The 19,710-nt window shown below is 56.8% G+C and carries 21 protein-coding genes; 14 read left to right on the top strand and 7 right to left on the bottom strand.

Annotated elements, in window-relative coordinates:
* Positions 1-45 precede the first annotated feature (45 nt).
* Positions 46-1,503, bottom strand: a complete 1,458-nt coding sequence (locus OUO13_RS11105; protein ID WP_283173956.1) for an alanine/glycine:cation symporter family protein — start codon at positions 1,501-1,503, stop codon at positions 46-48.
* A gap of 246 nt (positions 1,504-1,749) precedes the next feature.
* Here OUO13_RS11105 and OUO13_RS11100 point away from each other — a divergent pair, with 246 nt between their 5' ends.
* Positions 1,750-2,574 carry a helix-turn-helix domain-containing protein gene (locus tag OUO13_RS11100; RefSeq protein ID WP_283173955.1) on the top strand — a complete coding sequence of 275 codons (825 nt, stop codon included), beginning with the start codon at positions 1,750-1,752 and terminating at the stop codon, positions 2,572-2,574.
* A 75-nt stretch (positions 2,575-2,649) separates the two neighbouring features.
* Here OUO13_RS11100 and OUO13_RS11095 read toward each other — a convergent pair whose 3' ends face one another.
* Positions 2,650-3,081 (bottom strand): winged helix-turn-helix transcriptional regulator, encoded by a 432-nt coding sequence (locus OUO13_RS11095; protein ID WP_346429351.1) that lies wholly within the window; start codon positions 3,079-3,081, stop codon positions 2,650-2,652.
* Positions 3,082-3,176: 95 nt separating this feature from the next.
* Between OUO13_RS11095 and OUO13_RS11090 the strand changes: the two genes are divergently transcribed.
* The 4 genes from OUO13_RS11090 (at position 3,177) to gmk (ending at position 6,426) form a co-directional block, all read left to right on the top strand.
* The gene (locus tag OUO13_RS11090) at positions 3,177-4,034 is read left to right on the top strand and encodes an SDR family oxidoreductase (protein WP_283173954.1); all 858 of its coding nucleotides are present in this window, start codon (positions 3,177-3,179) and stop codon (positions 4,032-4,034) included.
* Positions 4,035-4,186: 152 nt separating this feature from the next.
* Positions 4,187-4,762: a glutathione S-transferase family protein gene (locus tag OUO13_RS11085; protein WP_283173953.1), complete on the top strand. Its 576-nt coding sequence runs from the start codon at positions 4,187-4,189 to the stop codon at positions 4,760-4,762.
* Between the two features lie 91 nt (positions 4,763-4,853).
* On the top strand, positions 4,854-5,747 hold the full coding sequence (locus OUO13_RS11080) for an AEC family transporter (RefSeq protein WP_283173952.1): 894 nt from the start codon (positions 4,854-4,856) through the stop codon (positions 5,745-5,747).
* Between the two features lie 64 nt (positions 5,748-5,811).
* Positions 5,812-6,426, top strand: coding sequence for a guanylate kinase (gene gmk / locus OUO13_RS11075; protein ID WP_283173951.1), 615 nt, complete (start codon positions 5,812-5,814; stop codon positions 6,424-6,426).
* A 76-nt stretch (positions 6,427-6,502) separates the two neighbouring features.
* Here gmk and OUO13_RS11070 read toward each other — a convergent pair whose 3' ends face one another.
* Positions 6,503-7,342 carry a dioxygenase family protein gene (locus tag OUO13_RS11070; protein ID WP_283173950.1) on the bottom strand — a complete coding sequence of 280 codons (840 nt, stop codon included), beginning with the start codon at positions 7,340-7,342 and terminating at the stop codon, positions 6,503-6,505.
* A 309-nt stretch (positions 7,343-7,651) separates the two neighbouring features.
* Between OUO13_RS11070 and rpoZ the strand changes: the two genes are divergently transcribed.
* From rpoZ to OUO13_RS11055, 3 genes are read left to right on the top strand one after another with little or no spacing between them, the layout of a single operon-like run.
* Positions 7,652-7,879: a DNA-directed RNA polymerase subunit omega gene (gene rpoZ, locus OUO13_RS11065; protein WP_283173949.1), complete on the top strand. Its 228-nt coding sequence runs from the start codon at positions 7,652-7,654 to the stop codon at positions 7,877-7,879.
* Positions 7,880-7,910: 31 nt separating this feature from the next.
* A complete protein-coding gene (gene spoT, locus OUO13_RS11060) occupies positions 7,911-10,022 on the top strand; it encodes a bifunctional GTP diphosphokinase/guanosine-3',5'-bis pyrophosphate 3'-pyrophosphohydrolase (RefSeq protein WP_283173948.1) in 2,112 nt (703 codons plus the stop codon).
* Positions 10,023-10,042: 20 nt separating this feature from the next.
* Positions 10,043-10,423: a RidA family protein gene (locus OUO13_RS11055; RefSeq protein WP_283173947.1), complete on the top strand. Its 381-nt coding sequence runs from the start codon at positions 10,043-10,045 to the stop codon at positions 10,421-10,423.
* 80 nt (positions 10,424-10,503) lie between these two features.
* On the opposite strand, the gene OUO13_RS11050 is transcribed toward OUO13_RS11055, so the two are convergent.
* Positions 10,504-11,355 carry an SDR family oxidoreductase gene (locus tag OUO13_RS11050; RefSeq protein ID WP_283173946.1) on the bottom strand — a complete coding sequence of 284 codons (852 nt, stop codon included), beginning with the start codon at positions 11,353-11,355 and terminating at the stop codon, positions 10,504-10,506.
* Positions 11,356-11,561: 206 nt separating this feature from the next.
* On the opposite strand from OUO13_RS11050, the gene OUO13_RS11045 reads away from it, so the two are divergent.
* The 3 genes from OUO13_RS11045 (at position 11,562) to OUO13_RS11035 (ending at position 16,025) form a co-directional block, all read left to right on the top strand.
* On the top strand, positions 11,562-12,461 hold the full coding sequence (locus OUO13_RS11045; RefSeq protein WP_283173945.1) for a hydrogen peroxide-inducible genes activator: 900 nt from the start codon (positions 11,562-11,564) through the stop codon (positions 12,459-12,461).
* Entirely contained in the window at positions 12,443-14,542 is a 2,100-nt protein-coding gene (recG, locus tag OUO13_RS11040; protein ID WP_283173944.1) for an ATP-dependent DNA helicase RecG, read from the top strand. The genes OUO13_RS11045 and recG overlap by 19 nt, the downstream gene beginning before the upstream one ends.
* Before the next feature lie 175 nt (positions 14,543-14,717).
* The gene (locus OUO13_RS11035; protein WP_283173943.1) at positions 14,718-16,025 is read left to right on the top strand and encodes an HDOD domain-containing protein; all 1,308 of its coding nucleotides are present in this window, start codon (positions 14,718-14,720) and stop codon (positions 16,023-16,025) included.
* Between the two features lie 112 nt (positions 16,026-16,137).
* On the opposite strand, the gene OUO13_RS11030 is transcribed toward OUO13_RS11035, so the two are convergent.
* From OUO13_RS11030 to OUO13_RS11020, 3 genes are all read right to left on the bottom strand, one after another.
* Positions 16,138-16,701, bottom strand: coding sequence for a DUF1415 domain-containing protein (locus OUO13_RS11030; RefSeq protein WP_283173942.1), 564 nt, complete (start codon positions 16,699-16,701; stop codon positions 16,138-16,140).
* Entirely contained in the window at positions 16,702-16,974 is a 273-nt protein-coding gene (locus tag OUO13_RS11025) for an HU family DNA-binding protein (protein WP_283173941.1), read from the bottom strand.
* 137 nt (positions 16,975-17,111) lie between these two features.
* A complete protein-coding gene (locus OUO13_RS11020; RefSeq protein ID WP_283173940.1) occupies positions 17,112-17,276 on the bottom strand; it encodes a rubredoxin in 165 nt (54 codons plus the stop codon).
* A 152-nt stretch (positions 17,277-17,428) separates the two neighbouring features.
* On the opposite strand from OUO13_RS11020, the gene OUO13_RS11015 reads away from it, so the two are divergent.
* The 3 genes from OUO13_RS11015 (at position 17,429) to phoB (ending at position 19,710) form a co-directional block, all read left to right on the top strand.
* Complete coding sequence (locus OUO13_RS11015) at positions 17,429-18,010, top strand: chorismate--pyruvate lyase family protein (protein WP_283173939.1); 582 nt, start codon at positions 17,429-17,431, stop codon at positions 18,008-18,010.
* Between the two features lie 2 nt (positions 18,011-18,012).
* Positions 18,013-18,897 (top strand): 4-hydroxybenzoate octaprenyltransferase, encoded by an 885-nt coding sequence (ubiA, locus tag OUO13_RS11010; RefSeq protein WP_283173938.1) that lies wholly within the window; start codon positions 18,013-18,015, stop codon positions 18,895-18,897.
* Between the two features lie 114 nt (positions 18,898-19,011).
* Entirely contained in the window at positions 19,012-19,710 is a 699-nt protein-coding gene (phoB, locus tag OUO13_RS11005) for a phosphate regulon transcriptional regulator PhoB (RefSeq protein ID WP_283173937.1), read from the top strand.

Genomic DNA, 19,710 nt, shown 5'->3' with positions numbered 1-19,710 from the left:
TCGGTTGGCCGGTGCCTTGGGCACCGGCCGATCAGCCGCGGGTAATCAGGCAGTCTTGCGCTGTTTACGGGCTTCGATCTGGGCCTTGTGATCCGGCTCCAGGTCCCACGCCTTGTGATCCAGATCCAGATCAGCGAAGCGGCGGGAATCAAATACCGGGGTCTCAATACCCTCGGCAATCTGGTCATCGTAGTCTTTCATGATACGCATACCAGTCTTGAACATCATGGCCAGAGCAAACAGGTTTGCCAGTGCCAGCAGACCCATGGTGACGTCTGCGAAGGCAAACACGGTACCCAGGTCAGTCAGAGCGCCCCAGCCACACAGACAGATGCTGGCAACACGGTAGGCGTTGAACAGGTTCTGACTGTTGCCACGGAAGAAACTCAGGCTGTTTTCACCCAGGTAGTAGTTGTACAGAATGGTGGTGAAGCCAAACAGGAACAGCGCCAGACTTACAAATACACGACCCCATTCACCCACGTGATCGGCCAGAGCCGCCTGGGTCAGCGCCACACCACCCTGACCAGCAATGGTCGCAGGATCGTAGATGCCGCTCAGCAGGATGATAAACGCGGTGCAGGAACACAGGATCAGAGTGTCGATGAACACCGAGAAAGACTGCACGATACCCTGACTGGCTGGATGCGGAACGTAAGCAACCGCCGCCACGTTAGGGGCACTGCCCAGACCGGCTTCGTTCGAAAACAGACCACGCTTCACACCCATCAGGATTGCTGCACCGATACCACCACCGATAGCAGGTTCAAGACCAAAGGCACTCTTCACGATCAGGACGAACACATCAGGAATACGGTCCAGGTTCATACCCAGAACCACCACAGCAATCGCCAGGTAACCCACAGCCATTACCGGAACCATCACTTCAGACGCCTGAGCAATACGCTTCACGCCACCGAAAATGATCAGACCCACCACCATGGCCAGAGACAGGCCGGTGTAGATAGGAGGAATGCCGAACGCATCATTGAAAGAAGTCGCAACCGAGTAGGACTGCAGAGCGGTGAAACCGAAGCCGAAGGTGATCAGCAGCAGTACGGAGTACAGAGCACCCAACCACTTCCACTTGGCACCCATACCACGGGTAATGTAGTAAGCAGGGCCGCCACGGTAAGTACCATCCGGTTCAGACTTTTTGTAAGCCTGGGCCAGGGTACATTCCAGATAGGATGTTGCCATACCCATCAGACCAACCATCCACATCCAGAAGATTGCACCAGGACCGCCGAGTGTAATCGCAACGGCCACACCTGCGATGTTACCGCCCCCCACACGACCAGCAACGGACAGCAGCAGCGCCTGGAAGGAACTGAGGTGACCATACTTGTCGCGTTTGGTTTGACTCAAACGCAGGATGCCAAACATCTTTCCGAAATAACGGAACTGCACAAACCGTGAACCCACGGTAAACCACAGGCCTAATGCGATCAGTACACCGATCAGCACCTTGCCCCACAGCAAATCATTGAGAAAGTCGAGCATATCGCCTCCTATCCGATCCAGGTCGGTTTTTTGTTCTTGTTGGGATGCGATTATTCAAACAAAGCCAGCACTGCTGTTAAACTTGTCGCCTTGATGCTATCTGACGCAAAAAGACGCTTTATCAGCATCAAGTAGCGCCAGTTGTCGTGTTAAGGTAAGCAGAGTGTTGCGCTGACAGCGACGATACGCGAGTACGAACAGCCTCCCAGAACCACCATTGCCACGCCTGAGGGGGAAATCCTGCTCATGAATGAAGACTTTTGCCGCAACCTGCGACTGTTGTGCAGCTACTACAAATCGATTGCGGAAGTCTGTCGGCTGCTGAAACTTAATCGCCCACAATTCAACCGTTATCTGGCCGGGCGAGGCAAACCATCGACCAGTACCATGCGCCAGTTATGTGACTTTTTTGGTGTCGAGGAACACGAAATTCTCATGCCGCATGATCAGTTCCAGCGCCTGATCCGGGTGCGTCCCAAACTGCAGCTGCAACAGAGCAATACACCACAGGAGCTGCCAGAAACCCCGCATTTGCAGTCGTTGCGCCAGTACAGCGGCGCGCCGCTCGACAAATATCTGGGCTATTACTTCGAGTATTACCTGTCGATGGCCTGCCCCGGCAAACTGCTACGCACCCTCATCTGCATCGAGCGTCAGGGCGACCAGGTCTATTACCAGCGTACCGAACGCCTGCGTGAAGAAACCGACGGCAAGGTCAGCCACGGCCGTTATCTCGGCATGGTGCACTTCCTCACCGACCGTATTTTTATGTCGGACTACGAAACCATCACCGGCAACGAAATGACCCAGACCATCCTGTTCCCGTCATTCCGTAACCGCATCACCCGCCTGTCGGGCCTGCGTATTGGGGTATCCGGCAGTGGTGAGCGTATGCCCTGCTGCGCCCGCGTGATTTACGAATACCTCGGCCCGCAGATCGATATTCACAAGGCCCTGCGCCTGTGTGGCCTCTACGACCCCTACTCACCGGACATCGACCCAACCCTGCGCGAAGCCGTGTTCAACCGCATGGGCAGCCACGATTGGCACTTCCGCGGCTTGCCGATCTAAAATCGAACAGTCGATAGATACTTATATAAGCCGTAGCCCGGAAAAGCCGAAGGCGTTATCCGGGAAAACCGGCCCTCACTCCCCGCCCTGCAAGCGCTCTTCAAACTCCGCCCGATGCGTCATCACCTCCGGCACCCGCACCTCAATCCAGTCTGCCAGCGCCGCCACCAGCCGCGCAATCTCTTCTCCACTGGTTGTCAGGCTGTATTCCACATGCGGCGGCACCACCGGGTAAGCAATACGTTGCACAAAGCCGTCGGCTTCCAGTGCTTGCAGGCTCTGGGCCAGCATTTTTTCGCTGACACCACCAATACGACGACGGAGTTCGCTGAATCGGTGTGTTCCATCGCGCAATGAAATCAGGATCAGCACCCCCCAACGGCTGCTGACGTTTTTTAAAATATCCCTTGAAGGACAAGGACCTGCGAACAGGTTGCCACGCCGCAACCGCTCGGTCAGGGTTTCCGCTTCGGAGACAGGAATCGTGACGTTGACCGACATTTTCATACTTACCTTTCTGTATTTACTTACTAAAAGTTAGCATGGGTAGTAGCCTGTTGTCATTCACTACCAATACCCATCACCCAAACGGGAGTCTGATCATGATTGTAGTTACCGGCGCGAACGGCCAACTGGGCCAACTGGTTATTAACGAACTGCTGAAAACCGTACCTGCCAGCGACATCGTGGCAGCCGTGCGCACCCCATCCAAAGCGGCTGATCTGGCGGCGCTGGGTGTAACCGTTAAAGAAGCGGACTACACCCGTCCGGAAACCCTGGAAGCGGCGTTTGCCGGTGCCGACAAGGTACTGCTGATTTCCTCCAGCGAAGTGGGCCAGCGTTACACCCAACACCTGAACGTGATTGCCGCCGCCAAACAAGCCGGTGTGGGTCTGCTCGCCTACACCAGCATTCTGAAAGCCGATAGCAGCCCGCTGCCACTGGCACTCGAACACAAACAGACCGAAGCAGCGATTGCCGAAGCCGGTATTCCGGCCGTGATCCTGCGTAACGGCTGGTACACCGAAAACTATCTGGCCAGCGTACCGGTTGCCCTGCAATACGGCGTGGTACTGGGTTGTGCCAACGATGGCCGTATCGCCTCCGCTGCCCGTGCCGATTACGCCGCCGCTGCTGCTGCCGTTCTGACCAGCAGCGAACCACAAGCAGGCAAGGTGTATGAACTGGCCGGTGACGAGTCCTACAGCCTGACTGAATTCGCCGCTGCCATTGCTGCCGCGGCCGACAAACCGGTGGCGTACCAGAACCTGCCACAAGAGGCTTACACCAAAGCGCTGCTGGATGCCGGTCTGCCTGACTTCCTGGCCACCCTGCTGGCCGAGTCCGACACCGGTGCCAGCCATGGCGGCCTGTTTGATGACAGCAAAACCCTGAGCCAGCTGATTGGTCGTCCGACCACCAGCCTGAGCGAACTGGTAAAAGCAGCCGTCGCCGGCTGATCGAACGACCGATAGAACGACCGATAGAACGATGTAGGTGCGTTGTCTTTCCCGATTTTTGCCAACGCACTTTTGCACAGGTCGCCCTTTACGGGCGGCCTGTAACACAGGCACAGTGGTCACTTCTGTCGTCTTGTCGAAGGAGTTGAACAATGTCGCGTGTGTTATACGGTTCCCTGGCCTCTCCCTTTGTCCGCCGCATTCGTCTGTTGCTGGAAAATATCGACTACGAACTACGTGAAGTGGATGTTCTCAAGCCGGATACCCGCGCCCTGTTTGCCGCCATTACGCCGATTCGCAAGATGCCGGTACTGGATGACCACGGCCAGCGCATTTTTGACTCCCACACCATTCAACTGCATCTGTCCCGCACCCTCGGCCTGCCAGATCTCTCCATTGATCAGTACAACCAGATCAGTGTGATTGACGCTGTCTGTGACTCGCTGGTGGTATTGCTGATGGGCAAACGTTCCGACCTGCCGGTACAGGAAGATCGCCTGATGTTTACCCTGCAACGCGAACGGATTACCGACAGCCTCGCCTGGCTGGAAGAAACCGCCCGCACCGGTGCCTTTGATGATTGGCATTACCCAACCATTTGCCTGATCTGCCTGTACGACTGGGCACGTTTCCGCCAGCTGCTGGATTTTAATACCTACCCGGCGCTGCAGGCGGCGGTAAACCGCTTTGCCGAACGCCCGTCCGTGGTGGCCACCCAACCGGTGTAATCCGGCCGCTGTAATACCCTGTTGATTGCCAGTCGGGCTCTTTGCCAGCCCGGCGGCTGTTGTTCCTGTCTTCTGGTCTGATGCTGTTACCATGCTGCAATCCTTGCTGAGCGCCCTCACACCGGTCTTTCTGCTGATCCTGCTGGGGATTGTGCTCAGCCGCAAAACCGACTGGTTATCCAACCCCTCACTGGGCACCATGGTGTCGAGTATTGGTGTACCGGCGCTGCTGCTGAACTCGGTGCTGACCATGAATATGGACGTGCTGGGTATGGGTAAACTGATTGGCACCACGGTGCTGATTCTGGCGCTGATGGCTCTGGTCACCTGGGGGTTCCTGCGCTTGCTGGGCCACAGCCCGCGTTATTACCTGCCGCCACTGGTGAACCCCAACACCGGCAACCTCGGCATTCCGGTCTGTTACGCACTGTTTGGTAACGAAGGTCTGGCGGCAGCGGTGGTGATTTCGTCGGTGGTGCAGATCAGCCATTTCACCCTTGGGGTTGGCTGTATGTCGGGCGGTTTTGCGCCGCGCCAGATACTGCACAACGGCCCGGTGCTGGCGCTGATCGCCGGTGCCATCCTGATGACGTTCAACCTGCAACTGCCCGCGCCGGTAATGAAAACCGTGCAGATGCTTGGCGGCATTACCCTGCCCATCATGCTGATGATGCTCGGCCACTCACTGGCACAGCTGACCATGACCGATCGCTCGATGCTCAGCCGTGCCCTGCTGTTTTCGGTATGGCGCCCCGTAGCCGGGGTTCTGGTGGCCTTGTCAGTGGTCTGGTGGCTGCCTCTGACAGCTGTTGAAAAACAGACCATACTGGTACAACACGCCATGCCAATGGCGGTGATCAGCTACATGCTGACGGTGCGTTACAAGGGCCCGGCGGCTGAAGTGGCGATGATGATCCTGCTGTCGATGCCGGTATCCCTGCTGGTCAGTGCGCTGGTGTGGTGGCTGGGTGCGCCCACCAGCTGAGCCGGGCGCGAAAGTTCGCTATACTACCGCCCCTGTTTTTTCTGATTCCTGAGGTAGGCTCGCCATGATTGGTACCCTGTTTATCTTTTCCGCCCCGTCCGGTGCCGGCAAGACCAGCCTGGTGACAGCTCTGCTGAAATCCACTCCACACATTGGTGTATCGGTTTCCCACACCACTCGCAAACCGCGTCCGGGCGAAGTGGATGGCGTCGCCTATCACTTTGTCAGCGTTGAAGAATTCCAGACCATGGTGGGTGAAAGCGCGTTTCTGGAACATGCCCAGGTGTTTGATAACTTCTACGGTACTTCGCAGCGCTGGGTTGAGTCCGAACTGGCCGCTGGCCGTGATGTGATTCTGGAAATCGACTGGCAGGGTGCCCAGCAGGTACGTCGTCTGATGCCGGATGCGGTCTCGGTGTTTATTGCACCACCGTCGATCGAAGCCCTGCGTCAGCGTCTGCAAGGTCGTGGTCAGGACGATGAATCCACCATCGAACGCCGTATGCGTGATGCCCGTTCCGAGATGAGCCACTACGGCGAATACGATTACCTGATCATCAACGACAACTTCGACAACACCCTGCTGGAGTTGCAGTCCATTGTGATCGCCCGTCGTCACCGTCTGCAGGCCCAACAGGTACGTCACGCCGATACACTGGCAGGCCTGCTGGCGGAGTAATCACCCCGCCTTTTGGTGATCGAACAAAAAACAGCCGTGGTTATTCAGAAATAACCACGGCTGTTGTGTTTCAGTGTCAGGCGTTAATCATCAGCGCCTTCCAGGCCAGCATCGAGCCATCACTCATCTGCTCGGTCGACATCATGTACTCCTCATAACCCGACGACGGAAACACCGTATCGTCATAGTTATGGGTATCCGGCTCGCCATGGCTGCTGTACACCGGCTCGTTGGCCAGAATCTCGTCACACAGACTGTCATCAAAACACACCTGCGAGGTTACCCAGGTGCGGCTGCCAACCATCACCTTGAAGTGAATATGCACGGCACGGCTAGCATACCAGCCAGGGAAACAGGTGCTGAACCACACCAGGCCATCGGCATCACTGGTCTGACGGCCACGGAAAAAGTTATTGCTGGTGTAATAACTGTCACCACCGGTGCAGAAATTCACCGCGGTCATGTCATCACCGGAATACACCCCGTACGGGTCGCAATGCCAGATATCCAGAATGGCACCTTCCACCGGTTCGCAGTTGCTGTCGACGATGCGGAAACACAAACGCAGCGGCAAACCGTCACGACCTTCGGAAATATCCTCACGGTCTTCTGTGCCGGAGTAACAGGGGCCTTCAGTGGTCGCTTCGGTCAGCACACAGACATCCCCATTGCCGTCGGCAAAGGGATTCTCGTACTCCACGGATATCGACGAGGTACCACCGGTGGCCCAGCCCGAGCTGGAGGTATCCGTACTGGTATCGGTTGAGCTGTCGGTGTCGGTTGAGGTATCGCTACTGCTATCGGATGTCGACGACACCACCGATGAACCCGACGATCCGCCGCAAGCGGGTAACGACAATAACGGGGTGGCCAGCAAATAGCGGCCTGCCAGGGTTAAAAAACGCCGGCGTTGCATCAGCCTCTGGGCGGGCTGTTGGAATAGTTTGTTCATGGGCATAACGCTCCGGGAGTTGCCATAATGTCAGGGTGAGGCAAACCGGCAACCGCCCACAGACGGTTACCTTCCGGGCTTATCGCAGCCACTGTCAGCCTCAGCAACTCCCCCGGCGCTCACTTTTCGTACTTTTACCCGTACTGACAAAACCTGGCCGGAATTCGAGAGTCAAAGAGTGACAACACGACAACTGGCACCAAACCGGACTTCCAATTCAGCCAATATCAGGTAGTATTTCCGGTCCACCGAATTCAACAATACGGAACCCTTATGGCACGCGTAACCGTCGAAGATTGTCTGACTAACGTTGATAACCGTTTTGAGCTGGTCATGCTGGCTACCAAACGTGCTCGCCAACTGGCCGTTGGTGGTGCAGAAGCACTGGTTCCGGAAGAGAACGACAAGCCAACCGTTATCGCCCTGCGCGAAATCGCTGCTGAGCTGGTTACTCCAGCGACTGTAGCCGCCCAGGAAGAAGCTGCCCGCGATCGTTACTGATCCATCCGGGTCATAACGGGAGGACGCTACCATGCCTACACTGGATGCCTTGTCCGAACGCCTGGCCCAATATCTGACACCGCAGCAGATACAGCAGGTTCGGCGTGCCTATTATTACGCCGAACAGGCTCACGACGGCCAACGCCGTCGTAGTGGTGAACCCTATATTATTCACCCGCTGGCGGTAGCCAGTATCCTCGCCGATATGCACCTCGATCATCAGAGTCTGATGGCCGCCATGCTGCATGATGTGATCGAGGATACCGGTGTTCCCAAACAGGCTCTGGCTTCACAGTTTGGTGATGTAGTCACCGATCTGGTGGATGGTGTGTCGAAACTCACCAACATCCACTTCGAAGACAAAGAGCAACAGCAGGCCGAAAACTTCCAGAAGATGGCGATGGCGATGGCCAAAGACATCCGCGTTATTCTGGTCAAACTCGCCGACCGCATGCACAACATGCGCACCCTCGGCTCCCTGCGCCCTGACAAACGTCGCCGTATCGCCCGCGAAACCCTCGATATCTATACCCCGATTGCCAACCGTCTTGGCCTCAACGCCATGCGCGTCGAGATGGAAGATCTGTGTTTTGAAGCCATGCACCCCATGCGCTCTGACCTGATCCGCAAGGCCGTTCGTCATCACCGTGGTCGTCACATCGAATTTATCAGCCAGATCGCCAACAGCATTCGTAACCGTCTGGCCGAATGTGGCATCCAGGCCCGGGTGGTAGGACGCGAGAAACACCTGTACAGCATCTACAGCAAGATGGCGCGTTCGAAGAAAAAAGACATCGATGAAATCATGGATGTTTACGGCTTCCGCATCATCACCGACAGCGTTGATACCTGTTACCGCATCCTTGGTGTCATGCACGCGCTGTACAAGCCTCTGACCGGCCGCTTCAAGGACTACATTGCCATTCCCAAGGCCAATGGTTACCAGTCTCTGCACACCACGCTGTTCAACGCCGGTAATGTGCCCATTGAAATCCAGATCCGTACCGAGGAAATGGATGCCATGGCCAACTACGGTATTGCCGCGCACTGGCTCTACAAGTCGGAATCCGACCAGGCCAGCGGTTCCCAGCGTGCTCGCCAGTGGGTTCAGAACCTGCTGGAACTGCAGAAGAATGCGGGCAGTCCACTCGAATTTGTTGAGCACGTAAAAGTCGACCTGTTCCCGGACGAAATCTACGTGTTCACACCAAAAGGCAAGATCATGACCCTGCCGGCCGGCTCCACGCCGATCGACTTTGCCTACTCGGTACACACCGATGTCGGCAACCAGTGTATTGCCTGCCGTATTGATCGCCAGCTGTCACCGCTCAGCTCCAAGCTACAAAGCGGCCAGACCGTGCAGATTGTGACCGCGCCGAATGCCCAGCCGAACCCGGCCTGGCTCAACTTCGTAGCGTCGTCCAAGGCCCGCTCCAACATTCGCAGTTACCTCAAGAACCAGCGTCATTCCGAGTCCCGCGCTTTGGGCGAACGTCTGGTCAACAAGGCCCTCAGTGCCTTCAGCAAATCCCTCGACGACGTCCGTCCGGAGCTGCTGACCCAGGTTCTGACCGAAACCGGCCTGAAAACCCTCGATGACCTGCTCGAAGATGTCGGTACCGGCAATCGCCTGGCACCGCTGCTGGCGCGTCGCCTGACCGGCAGCAGCTTGCCAGCCAATGGCGACAGCGTTGGTGAAGAAGATCTGGCCATCAAGGGCACAGAAGGTCTGGTGGTGAGTTTTGCCCGTTGCTGTTCGCCAATTCCGGGTGATCCGATCATTGGCCACGTCAGTACCGGCAAGGGATTGGTGGTTCATACCGAAGCATGTCGCAATATGGAAGAATTCCGGCACAATCCGGAAAAGTGCGTAACCCTGAGTTGGGATAAAAATACTGAGAACGAATTTCCGGTCAGCCTCAAGGTGTACATGGAAGTTCGTCGCAGCAGTATTGCCGACCTCGCCGGTGCCATTAACCTTGCTGATGCCAGTATCGACAAGATCAGTATGGAAGAACGTGACGCCCGGACCAGCGTGTTTCATCTGAAACTCAGTGTCCGTGGTCGTAAACATCTGGCCCGCGTTATCCGCAAGCTGCGTCTGCTCAACGGGGTTATTCGTATCACCCGTATCAAACACTAACGGATCGTCAAGGAATCAGCATGTCCCGCGAAATCATTGCTACTGAAAACGCACCAGCCGCCATTGGCACCTACTCTCAGGCCGTCAAGGTAGGCAACACCGTTTACCTGTCTGGTCAGATCCCTCTGATTCCGGCCACCATGGAAATGGCTTCCGGTATCGAAGCCGAAATTCATCAGGTGTTCCGTAACCTGAGCGCTGTGTGTGAAGCCGCTGGCGGCTCCCTGCAGCAGATTGCCAAGCTGAATATCTTCATGACCGACCTGTCCAACTTCGCCACCGTTAACAGCATCATGGCGGAATACTTCGAACAGCCTTACCCGGCGCGTGCTGCTATTGGTGTAGCCCAGCTGCCACGTGGTGCGGCGGTTGAAATGGACGGCATCCTGATCGTCGACTGAGACGTTCTGGCCTGAAAACAAAAAAACCGGTTGTGGCAACACAACCGGTTTTTTTATGCGTGCGAAACAGAGGATCAGGGTCAGTCGATTCCCATTTCAGTCAGCAGCACATCGTAACCTTCGCGGTAATGATTAAAGCGGAACTGGTAACCCAGCTGCAGCAGGCGTTTGTTGCTGCAACGACGGTTGGCGCGGCGCGAGGTTTCCGGCATGTCGTGGTCGGGATCAACGTCACCAATACGGTCTTTTAACCATTCCAGCACATCAAACAGCGGTGCCGGTTCGTTATCGGTGGCCAGATAGAGGTCATCCACCGGCTCACCGGCGAGTACCTTGCTGATGATCAGATCCAGCACGCCCACGCAGTCATCACGGTGAATACGGTTGGTCCAGATTGGTGGCTCCGGATCACAATGACCACCATGGCGCGCCTGCTCAATCAGACGGTTACGGCCAGGGCCGTAAATACCGGTAAAACGCACGGATGTGCCAGGGAATTCGTGCTTCAGCAACGCCTGTTCGGCGGCCAGCATTTCCTTGCCCGCAAAGGAAGTTGGTTCGGTTGGCGAGGTTTCGTCGACCCATTCACCACCAGTCTGGTGATAAACACTGGAGCTCGATACAAAAATCACCCGCTTCGGCGCCGGGCCTTGCAGAGCCGCCAGCACGTTACACAGGCCCTGATAGTAATAGGCGTGGTAACCCTCTTTGGAAAACACCGGAGACGCTACGCTGTACACCACCACATCACAGGCCACTGGCAAATTCACCAGAGTTTCCGGATTGGTCACGTCGGCTTGTAACCAGCACGTACCGTCCGCCGAGGTCTGGGCAGTGCGTCGCACACCCCAGACTTCATGACCCTTGCCACTCAGACAGGCGGCCAGATTACCGCCTACATCGCCCGCACCCACAATCAGAATACGTGCCATCAGAATCTCCTGAATTCCAGAACCGGGCTGCCCGGCCCCACCATTGTTATCAGAATAGCGGTTCAGTCAACGCCTTACCGAACATCCGACAGCTTGTGGAGGTATTTCAGAGCCAGCGTCAAAACGCAGCACTGAGTGCGCTTTCACTCACGCCGAATCATAGGTAAGCTAAATCGGATCATAGACCACCATACAGGCAGACAATCATGACGCTGACCGAGCTCAAATACATTGTGACTCTGGCGCAGGAAAAGCATTTTGGCCGGGCGGCCGAAAAATGTTTTGTCAGCCAACCAACGCTGAGTGTGGCCATCAAGAAACTCGAGAGCGAACTGGACATCGCCATTTTTGAACGCAGCAAGAGTTCGGTTGCGGTCACGCCAATGGGCGAACGAATCGTGGCCCAGGCTCAACGCGTACTGGAAGAAGCCCGTACTATACGTGAGCTGGCTAACGCCGGTAAGGACCAGCTGAGCTCGCCGTTAAAAATCGGCGCTATCTTTACCATCGGCCCGTATCTGTTCCCGCATCTGGTGCCACAAATTCACCAGCGCGCGCCCACCATGCCGCTGTATCTGGAAGAAAACTACACCGGTGTGCTGCGTCGCCAGCTGCGCGACGGTGAACTCGACGCCATTATTGTGGCGCTGCCATTCACCGAGCCCGACGTACTGACCCGCCCGCTGTACGACGAAAACTTCGTGGTGGTGATGCCAAAAAACCATCCGTGGAAAAATCAGGAAACCATCGAACCTGAACAGCTGGCCGATGAAGACCTGCTGATGCTGGGTGAAGGTCACTGCTTCCGCGATCAGGTGTTCGAACACTGCCCGGCGCTGGCCCGTCGTCATCACACCCGTCTCGGCAGTGTGACCGAAGGCAGCTCGCTGGAAACCCTCAAATACATGGTGGCCTCGGGGCTTGGGATTACCGTACTGCCAGAATCAGCGGTCAGTAACCTCGATCTCAATCTGGTGATTACCCGACCATTTGCCAGTCCGGCACCTTACCGTACCGTTGCCCTTGCCTGGCGTGCCAGCTTCCCGCGTGGTCAGGCCGTTGATCTGTTGCTGGATACCGCACGCCAATGCCGGGTTCAACCATAAACGCCGCCGAGCCGCTGGCCCTGACTCGTCTCAAGGGAGTTGGGCCCAAACTGGCCGAACAGCTGCAGCGTCTGCATATCAACAGCATTGCTGACCTGCTGTTTCACCTGCCGTTCCGTTATGAGGATCGCAGTCGCATTGTGCCCATCGGCAGCCTCCAACCAGGCCAGTCGGCGGTGTTACAAGGTGCGGTGCGCAGTGCCGATATTGTCATGGGCAAACGCCGCAGCCTGCTGGTGAAATTACACGACAACAGCGGCACCCTCTCCCTGCGCTTTTATCATTTCTCGGCCGCCCAAAAGAACCAGTTCAAGGCTGGCAACCTGATCCGCTGTTATGGCGAAGCCCGCCGTGGCGCCAGTGGTCTGGAGATTTATCACCCCGAATATCACCTGCTCGAAAGTGGAGACGAAGCTCTGCCGGAAGCATGCCTGACGCCGGTTTACCCGGCCACTGAAGGTATCAGCCAGCCGCGTCTGCGCCAGTTGATGGATCAGGCGCTGGATATGCTGCAAGCCGGTGAACTGCCCATGACCGACCTGTTACCACTCGACTGGCGGGCACGCTGGCGTTTGCCGGGGCTGGAAGAAACCCTGCTGTTCCTGCATCGGCCGCCGGCCAGTGTCCAGCAGCACCAGCTGGCCAGCGGCCAGCACCCGGCCCAGCGCCGTCTGATTCTGGAAGAACTGCTGGCCCACCAGCTGTCGATGCAACGCCTGCGTGCCGGCATTCAGGCCCAGGGGGCACCGGCCATTCCACCGGCCCGTGAATTACCGGCAGCGCTGTTGCGGGGGTTGCCGTTTACGCCCACTGGCGCCCAGCAACGGGTGGTCGCAGAGATAGCTGTTGACCTAGCCAAACCACTTCCCATGTTACGACTGGTGCAGGGCGACGTTGGCTCCGGCAAAACCCTGGTCGCCGCTCTGGCGGCCGCTCAGGTGCTGGAGGCCGGTTTTCAGGTTGCCCTGATGGCCCCCACCGAAATTCTGGCCGAGCAGCATTTTGTGAACCTCGGGCGCTGGTTTGAACCACTGGGAATCAACTGTGCCTGGCTGGGCGGCAAAAGCCGTGGTAAGGCTCGCACCCAGAGTCTGGAGCAGATCAGCAGTGGTGAGGCCCGCATGATCATTGGCACCCATGCGCTGTTTCAGCAGGATGTTCACTTCCAGCGCCTGGGACTGGTGATCATCGACGAACAACACCGCTTTGGTGTGCACCAGCGTTTGTCACTGAAGGAAAAAGGCCACCTCGACGGTCTGGCTCCCCATCAGCTGATCATGACCGCCACACCGATTCCCCGCACACTGGCCATGAGTGCCTACGCCGAGCTGGACACCTCGATTATTGATGAGTTGCCACCGGGGCGCAGTCCGATCCAGACCGTTGCGATTCCGGATACCCGGCGGCCGGAAGTCATCATGCGGGTCGATAACGCCTGCCGTGAAGGCGCGCAGGCCTACTGGGTCTGTACCCTGATCGAGGAAAGTGAAGCGTTACAATGCCAAGCCGCCGAACTGACCGCCCAGGACCTGCGTGAATCCTTGCCGCACCTGCGTATCGGGCTGGTTCACGGGCGTCTGAAAGCGGCGGAAAAAGCCGCCGTAATGGCCGCGTTCAAGGCCCATGAGCTGGATTTGCTGGTCGCTACGACCGTTATTGAAGTGGGTGTCGACGTGCCCAATTCGAGCCTGATGATTATCGAAAACCCCGAACGTCTGGGCCTCGCCCAGCTGCACCAGTTACGCGGCCGGGTGGGCCGTGGCAGCGTCCGCAGCAGCTGTGTCTTGCTCTACAAAACACCACTGGGCTTCACCAGCAAACAGCGTTTGCAAGTGATGCGGGATAGTCAGGACGGTTTTTATATCGCCGAGCAGGACCTGATGATCCGCGGCCCCGGTGAAATGCTCGGCACTCGCCAGACCGGCCTGCAGCTGTTGCGAGTGGCCGATCTGCAGCGCGACGCCGACCTGATTCCCATGGTGCGCGAAATGGCAGAACAGCTGTGGTATCAGCACAGGAATCAGGTGGATCCCCTGATTTTACGCTGGCTGGGAGACGCCGAACGTTTCGCGGCGGTGTAACCCCGCTCCACTCAGAGTGCAGACTCCCGGCAAACCTGTTGCACTGGTCTATAGTGAAAAGACCTAACGATTTCTCCAGGGAGCGACCATGGCACTACCGGTCTCCGTACAGCAGGTGCTGGCCAAATGGAATGTGGTGTACTCAATGACTGAGGCAACAGGACCCACGCGAATCATGAACACAACCGGATCCCCCGTCAGCGCTGCCAATACCGCACGCGTCGTGTTTCTCAAGGACAGCATCGGCAAGATTCAGGTCGTGGTACCGGGAAATCGCCTGCTGGATCTCAATCAGCTCGCCCACCAGTTTGGTCGTCAGTTCACGGCACTGGCGCCGGAAGAGCTGATGCGCATGAAACAGGCATTGGGGCTGGATGACTTTCCGGCGCTGCCACAGCTGACCCGTATTGAAAGCCTGGTCGATCGTTCGTTGCTGGATCAGGATGAGCTGTATATCCAGTCGGGTCGTAATCGTACCTGGCTGCGCCTGCCCTCGGACCAATTTCGGGCCTTGACCAAACACTCACTGGTTGGCCATTTCAGTTCGCCGCTGCAGCAGGATGTCCTGCATCAGACCACGACAGCGGATCTCGGCGATATCCATATGGCGGTCAAACAGTTCACGCCGCTGCGCATTCAGCAACGCCTGCAAGACACTCTGGATCTACCACCACTGCCGGACACCGCGCGCCGGATTATCGACCTGCGCCTCGATCCCGATGCCGATGCGGTGATGCTGGCACACGCCGTGGAATTGGACCCGTCCATGACCGCCCAGATCATCAGCTGGGCGCGCTCCCCTTATTACCGTTCACGCAGTGAAATCCGCTCCGTAGAAGACGCAGTCAGCCGCGTGCTCGGGTTTGATCTGGTGATGAATCTGGCGCTGGGGTTGTCGTTGGGACGACTACTGAGTGTGCCACGCGAAGGCCCGGCCGGTTATATCGCGTTCTGGCATCAGGCGGTTCTGATAGCGGCATTGAGCCAGGATCTGGCGCGTCGCAGCAAGATGAAAAAACGTCCGGATACCGGCATCGCCTATTTGTGTGGTTTGCTCCACAACTTCGGTTTTCTGGTACTGGGTCAGGTGTTCCCACCACAGTTTTCCCTGATCAACCGTCACATCGAGGCCAACCCGCACATCAACCGTTTTTATATTGAGCGTCATTTACTGGGCCTGACTCGTGAACAGATTGCAGCCTGTCTGTTACAGCAGTGGCAAATGCCCGCAGAAGTGGTTACGGCCATTCGCCAGCAGCACAATCCGGCCTATCATGAACAGCATTGCCAATATGCTCATATTCTCTATGTAGCCTCACGAACCTTGCGTCAGCGCGGTTATGGTGACGGCCCACTGGAAACCCCGTCTGCGGATGTTCTGGAAGCACTGGCGCTGACCGAGGAGCAGGTTGCCGAAAGCTGCGATGAGCTGATCGATCATATGAACGAGCTCAGTGAGCTGATTCAGGCGTTAGGCAACTGAAATACCGGCCAATCAGCAGCCGCACCGAAAATTTGGCGTCGTATTGAGGAATACTCCGTACGACCGTCAGACGGCCGCACAGCGTATCAGGCTAAAACTACTGAAGGCTCGCTCAGGGCAGGGTCTTGCGAAAAATGGCGGTATCCGCCAGCTCAGGCATCAGGGCCAGCAGGCCGTCCGTGCCCAAGCGTCGCATATGACGCTGGTTGCGCTCCGGAATACGTTCCGGAAACTCGACCGACTCCAGGGCTTTTTCAATATCCGCTTCGCGGATGATGTGCAGCATCGGAAATGGTGAGCGGTTGGTCAGGTTGCTGGCGTCATCCGGCGCTTCACCTTCAAAGCGATAGTTCGGGTGGAACGTCGCGACTTGCAATTGTCCTTCGTAGCCCATCTGGAACAGCAGTTCGTCACAGATCATGGCCCAGTTCCAGTATTCATCGAAATCCGGGGTCACGTTGGGGGCCACAAACAGGGCGGTTGGCAGCTGGGCAGGATCAGCATCGGCTACTTCACCCAACAACTCCATAAACCGGGCAGTTACCCGATTGAGGTCTTCAAGTTCACAGACCTCGATACGCAGCTGTTGCATAACCGGGTGAGCAAAGGGACAAAGCCCCTCACCCACCACCAGCCGGGATACCCATTCACGGGTCAGCCAGGCAGCGTCCTTCACTTACTGCACCGCATCCTTCAGGCCTTTACCAGGCTTGAATGCAGGAACCTTGGCAGCAGCGATGGTAATGGCTTCACCAGTCTGTGGGTTCTTGCCCTGACGTTCAGCACGCTCGCGTACTTCAAAAGTACCAAAACCGATCAGGCTTACGCTGTCGCCTTCGCTCAGAGCCTGGGCAATACGATCAGTGATGATGGTGATGATCTCGGCTGCCTTGTCTTTGCTCAGATCAGTTTTTTCAGCAATCGCTGCTGCCAGTTCAGGTTTACGCATTCTCATGCATCCTCTAATGTTGAAATCGGGCTTGATGCCCAGCCTGGTCGGTCGTTGTGACCATCGAAGTCACAGGTACAGAAAGCCGCCGCCCATAAGGCCGTTATTGGCCCCGGGGCAAACGGCTCGAAGAGTGGTCAGACTTCGATCATCTCGAAATCGTCCTTGCCCACACCGCAATCCGGGCAGATGAAGTCGGCTGGAACATCTTCCCAGCGGGTACCCGGCGGAATACCTTCTTCTGGAGCCCCTTCGGCTTCATCGTAGATCCAGCCACACACCACACATTGCCAACGTTTCATCCGTTTTCTCCTGCGATGATCGCGAGGCGCTAAAGCTACTTATCAGCACCAACAAAATCAATCCATGCAAGGCCTGATGACACATCTGCTTGCCTGATTTCCCGATTTACCTCATGCTCCGGCGCCTGTTTTTCCCGAAAGACCCTGTAAACATGCCTGCCACTTCCCTGCGCTCCCGTCTGTGCCCGTCGGCACCGTGCTGGAGCAACCGTTATCAGTGTAGCCGCCCGGTCGTGCCGCGCCTGTGGAAAAACTGGCTGCAAGACAAAGGGTCATTAACGCGCCGCCTGCAATCCATTGGACGTTTTAGCGTACAACTTCGGCAACAGGGTTACGGGTTTGCCAGCGCCATGGAATGTCGGGATCTGGGTCTGACGTATGGCCGTAGCGTCTGGTTCCGTGAAGTCGCCTTGCTGATTGATGATCAGGAGGTTGTCCTGGCTCGCACCGTGGTGCCGCTCAACAGCTGGCTGGCGCGTCGTTGTGGTCTGACCCGATTGGGCAACCGTTCATTGGGAACCTTCCTGTTCAGTCAGCCCAGTATGAAACGTCCTACCCTGCGTCTGTATCGCTGGGCAGCCGATGGCCAGCATCGCCAGCAATGGGCACGACGTTCTATTTTTACCATTCAGGGCCAGCCACTGCAGGTTACTGAAGCTTTTAATAGTGAGTGGAGCGGCTTTTCTCGCAGCCAGCGCCCACTGCACCGGATTCACAGCAATTCCCGGAGATGACCATGTCCCTGTCCCGGACTCTCGACCGCCTCTGGCCCAAGTGGCATGACTGGGTTCTTCTGACCCGCCTCGACAAACCGATCGGTTCTTACCTGCTGTTATGGCCTACGTTGTGGGCGCTGTGGGTTGCGGCGGACGGTACGCCGTCGTTCGCCAATCTGGTAATTTTTGTACTGGGTGTGTTTGTGATGCGCTCTGCAGGCTGCGTCATTAATGACTACGCCGACCGCCACGTTGACCGCCATGTTGAACGTACTTGCCAGCGTCCGCTGACCCAGGGTCGTCTGAGTGAGAAAGAAGCACTCACCGGTTTTGTGGTGTTATGCCTGACTGGCCTGGTACTGGTGCTGTTCACCAACCTGATGACCATCCTGCTGTCGTTTGGCGCCGTGATTCTCGCCGCTATTTATCCTTTTATGAAACGCCACACCCATTTGCCGCAGGTATTTCTGGGCGCCGCGTTTTCATGGGCAATTCCAATGGCGTTTGCAGCGGAGTCAGAAACCCTGTCGGCCATCTGCTGGCTGCTGTACATCGCCAACCTGACCTGGACGGTCGGCTACGACACCATGTACGCCATGGTGGATCGCGATGACGACCTCAAGATTGGTATCAAATCCACTGCCGTGCTGTTTGCCGAGCTGGATCTGTTGATGATTGGCCTGCTGTACGTATTAACGGCTATCAGTCTGCTGTTGGTGGCGAGCCTTGCCAAGCTGGCCTGGCCGTTTTATCTGGCATGGCTGGTAGGTAGTGCTTATATGGGCTGGCAAGTCTGGTCGATCCGCAGCCGTGATCGCATGCACTGTTTCCGCGCATTCCGTCTCAGCCACTGGTATGGATTCATCATTCTGCTGGGCATTGTGGCCAGTACTGGTATTCAATGAGCCAATAAGACCTGTCTGTCTCCCACGGGGGGACAGGCATGTCACATTTCTGTAACACTACGTCAGTGTAATACCCGGGCAAACCAGTTTATGACCATTGAGTGACGGGCAACCATGACGAAAGCAGGAAAAACCATTCTTATTGTGGACGATGAAGCGCCGATCCGGGAAATGATCGCTGTCGCTCTGGAAATGGCTGGCTACGAATGCCTGGAAGCCGCCAATACCCAGGAAGCCCACTCGCTGATCGTCGATCGCAAACCGGATCTGATGATTCTGGACTGGATGCTGCCTGGCACCAGCGGCGTTGAATTCGCCCGTCGAATCAAACGCGACGACATCACCAGCGAAATTCCGATTGTGATGCTCACCGCCAAAGGTGAAGAAGATAACAAGGTACAAGGCCTGGAAGCCGGTGCCGATGACTACATCACCAAACCATTCTCACCACGCGAACTGGTCGCCCGTCTGAAAGCCGTGCTGCGTCGAACCACGCCTCAAGGTGTTGAAGATCCGATCGAAGTTAGCGGTCTGCTGCTGGACCCTGTGTGTCACCGCGTCACCGCCAACGAAGTACCGCTGGAAATCGGCCCAACCGAATATCGTCTGCTACAGTTCTTTATGACCCACCAGGAGCGTGCCTATTCGCGCACCCAACTGCTGGATCAGGTCTGGGGCGGCAATGTTTATGTTGAAGAACGCACCGTAGACGTGCATATTCGTCGCTTGCGCAAGGCCCTGGGTGCATCTCACGAGCACCTGATCCAGACCGTCCGCGGTACTGGATACCGATTCTCTACCAAGGCGTCCTGA

This window comes from Parathalassolituus penaei (assembly GCF_026626885.1).
GTDB classification, from domain to species: domain Bacteria; phylum Pseudomonadota; class Gammaproteobacteria; order Pseudomonadales; family Oceanobacteraceae; genus Oceanobacter; species Oceanobacter penaei.
This window is presented reverse-complemented; position numbering and strand designations above follow the sequence as displayed.

Bases quoted from the DNA above. Each gene is read 5' to 3' on its own strand.
- OUO13_RS11105 (WP_283173956.1), bottom strand. From the start codon at position 1,503: ATGCTCGACTTTCTCAATGATTTGCTGTGGGGCAAGGTGCTGATCGGT.
- OUO13_RS11100 (WP_283173955.1), top strand. From the start codon at position 1,750: ATGAATGAAGACTTTTGCCGCAACCTGCGACTGTTGTGCAGCTACTAC.
- OUO13_RS11095 (WP_346429351.1), bottom strand. From the start codon at position 3,081: ATGAAAATGTCGGTCAACGTCACGATTCCTGTCTCCGAAGCGGAAACC.
- OUO13_RS11090 (WP_283173954.1), top strand. From the start codon at position 3,177: ATGATTGTAGTTACCGGCGCGAACGGCCAACTGGGCCAACTGGTTATT.
- OUO13_RS11085 (WP_283173953.1), top strand. From the start codon at position 4,187: ATGTCGCGTGTGTTATACGGTTCCCTGGCCTCTCCCTTTGTCCGCCGC.
- OUO13_RS11080 (WP_283173952.1), top strand. From the start codon at position 4,854: ATGCTGCAATCCTTGCTGAGCGCCCTCACACCGGTCTTTCTGCTGATC.
- gmk (WP_283173951.1), top strand. From the start codon at position 5,812: ATGATTGGTACCCTGTTTATCTTTTCCGCCCCGTCCGGTGCCGGCAAG.
- OUO13_RS11070 (WP_283173950.1), bottom strand. From the start codon at position 7,342: ATGCAACGCCGGCGTTTTTTAACCCTGGCAGGCCGCTATTTGCTGGCC.
- rpoZ (WP_283173949.1), top strand. From the start codon at position 7,652: ATGGCACGCGTAACCGTCGAAGATTGTCTGACTAACGTTGATAACCGT.
- spoT (WP_283173948.1), top strand. From the start codon at position 7,911: ATGCCTACACTGGATGCCTTGTCCGAACGCCTGGCCCAATATCTGACA.
- OUO13_RS11055 (WP_283173947.1), top strand. From the start codon at position 10,043: ATGTCCCGCGAAATCATTGCTACTGAAAACGCACCAGCCGCCATTGGC.
- OUO13_RS11050 (WP_283173946.1), bottom strand. From the start codon at position 11,355: ATGGCACGTATTCTGATTGTGGGTGCGGGCGATGTAGGCGGTAATCTG.
- OUO13_RS11045 (WP_283173945.1), top strand. From the start codon at position 11,562: ATGACGCTGACCGAGCTCAAATACATTGTGACTCTGGCGCAGGAAAAG.
- recG (WP_283173944.1), top strand. From the start codon at position 12,443: ATGCCGGGTTCAACCATAAACGCCGCCGAGCCGCTGGCCCTGACTCGT.
- OUO13_RS11035 (WP_283173943.1), top strand. From the start codon at position 14,718: ATGAACACAACCGGATCCCCCGTCAGCGCTGCCAATACCGCACGCGTC.
- OUO13_RS11025 (WP_283173941.1), bottom strand. From the start codon at position 16,974: ATGCGTAAACCTGAACTGGCAGCAGCGATTGCTGAAAAAACTGATCTG.
- OUO13_RS11020 (WP_283173940.1), bottom strand. From the start codon at position 17,276: ATGAAACGTTGGCAATGTGTGGTGTGTGGCTGGATCTACGATGAAGCC.
- OUO13_RS11015 (WP_283173939.1), top strand. From the start codon at position 17,429: ATGCCTGCCACTTCCCTGCGCTCCCGTCTGTGCCCGTCGGCACCGTGC.
- ubiA (WP_283173938.1), top strand. From the start codon at position 18,013: ATGTCCCTGTCCCGGACTCTCGACCGCCTCTGGCCCAAGTGGCATGAC.
- phoB (WP_283173937.1), top strand. From the start codon at position 19,012: ATGACGAAAGCAGGAAAAACCATTCTTATTGTGGACGATGAAGCGCCG.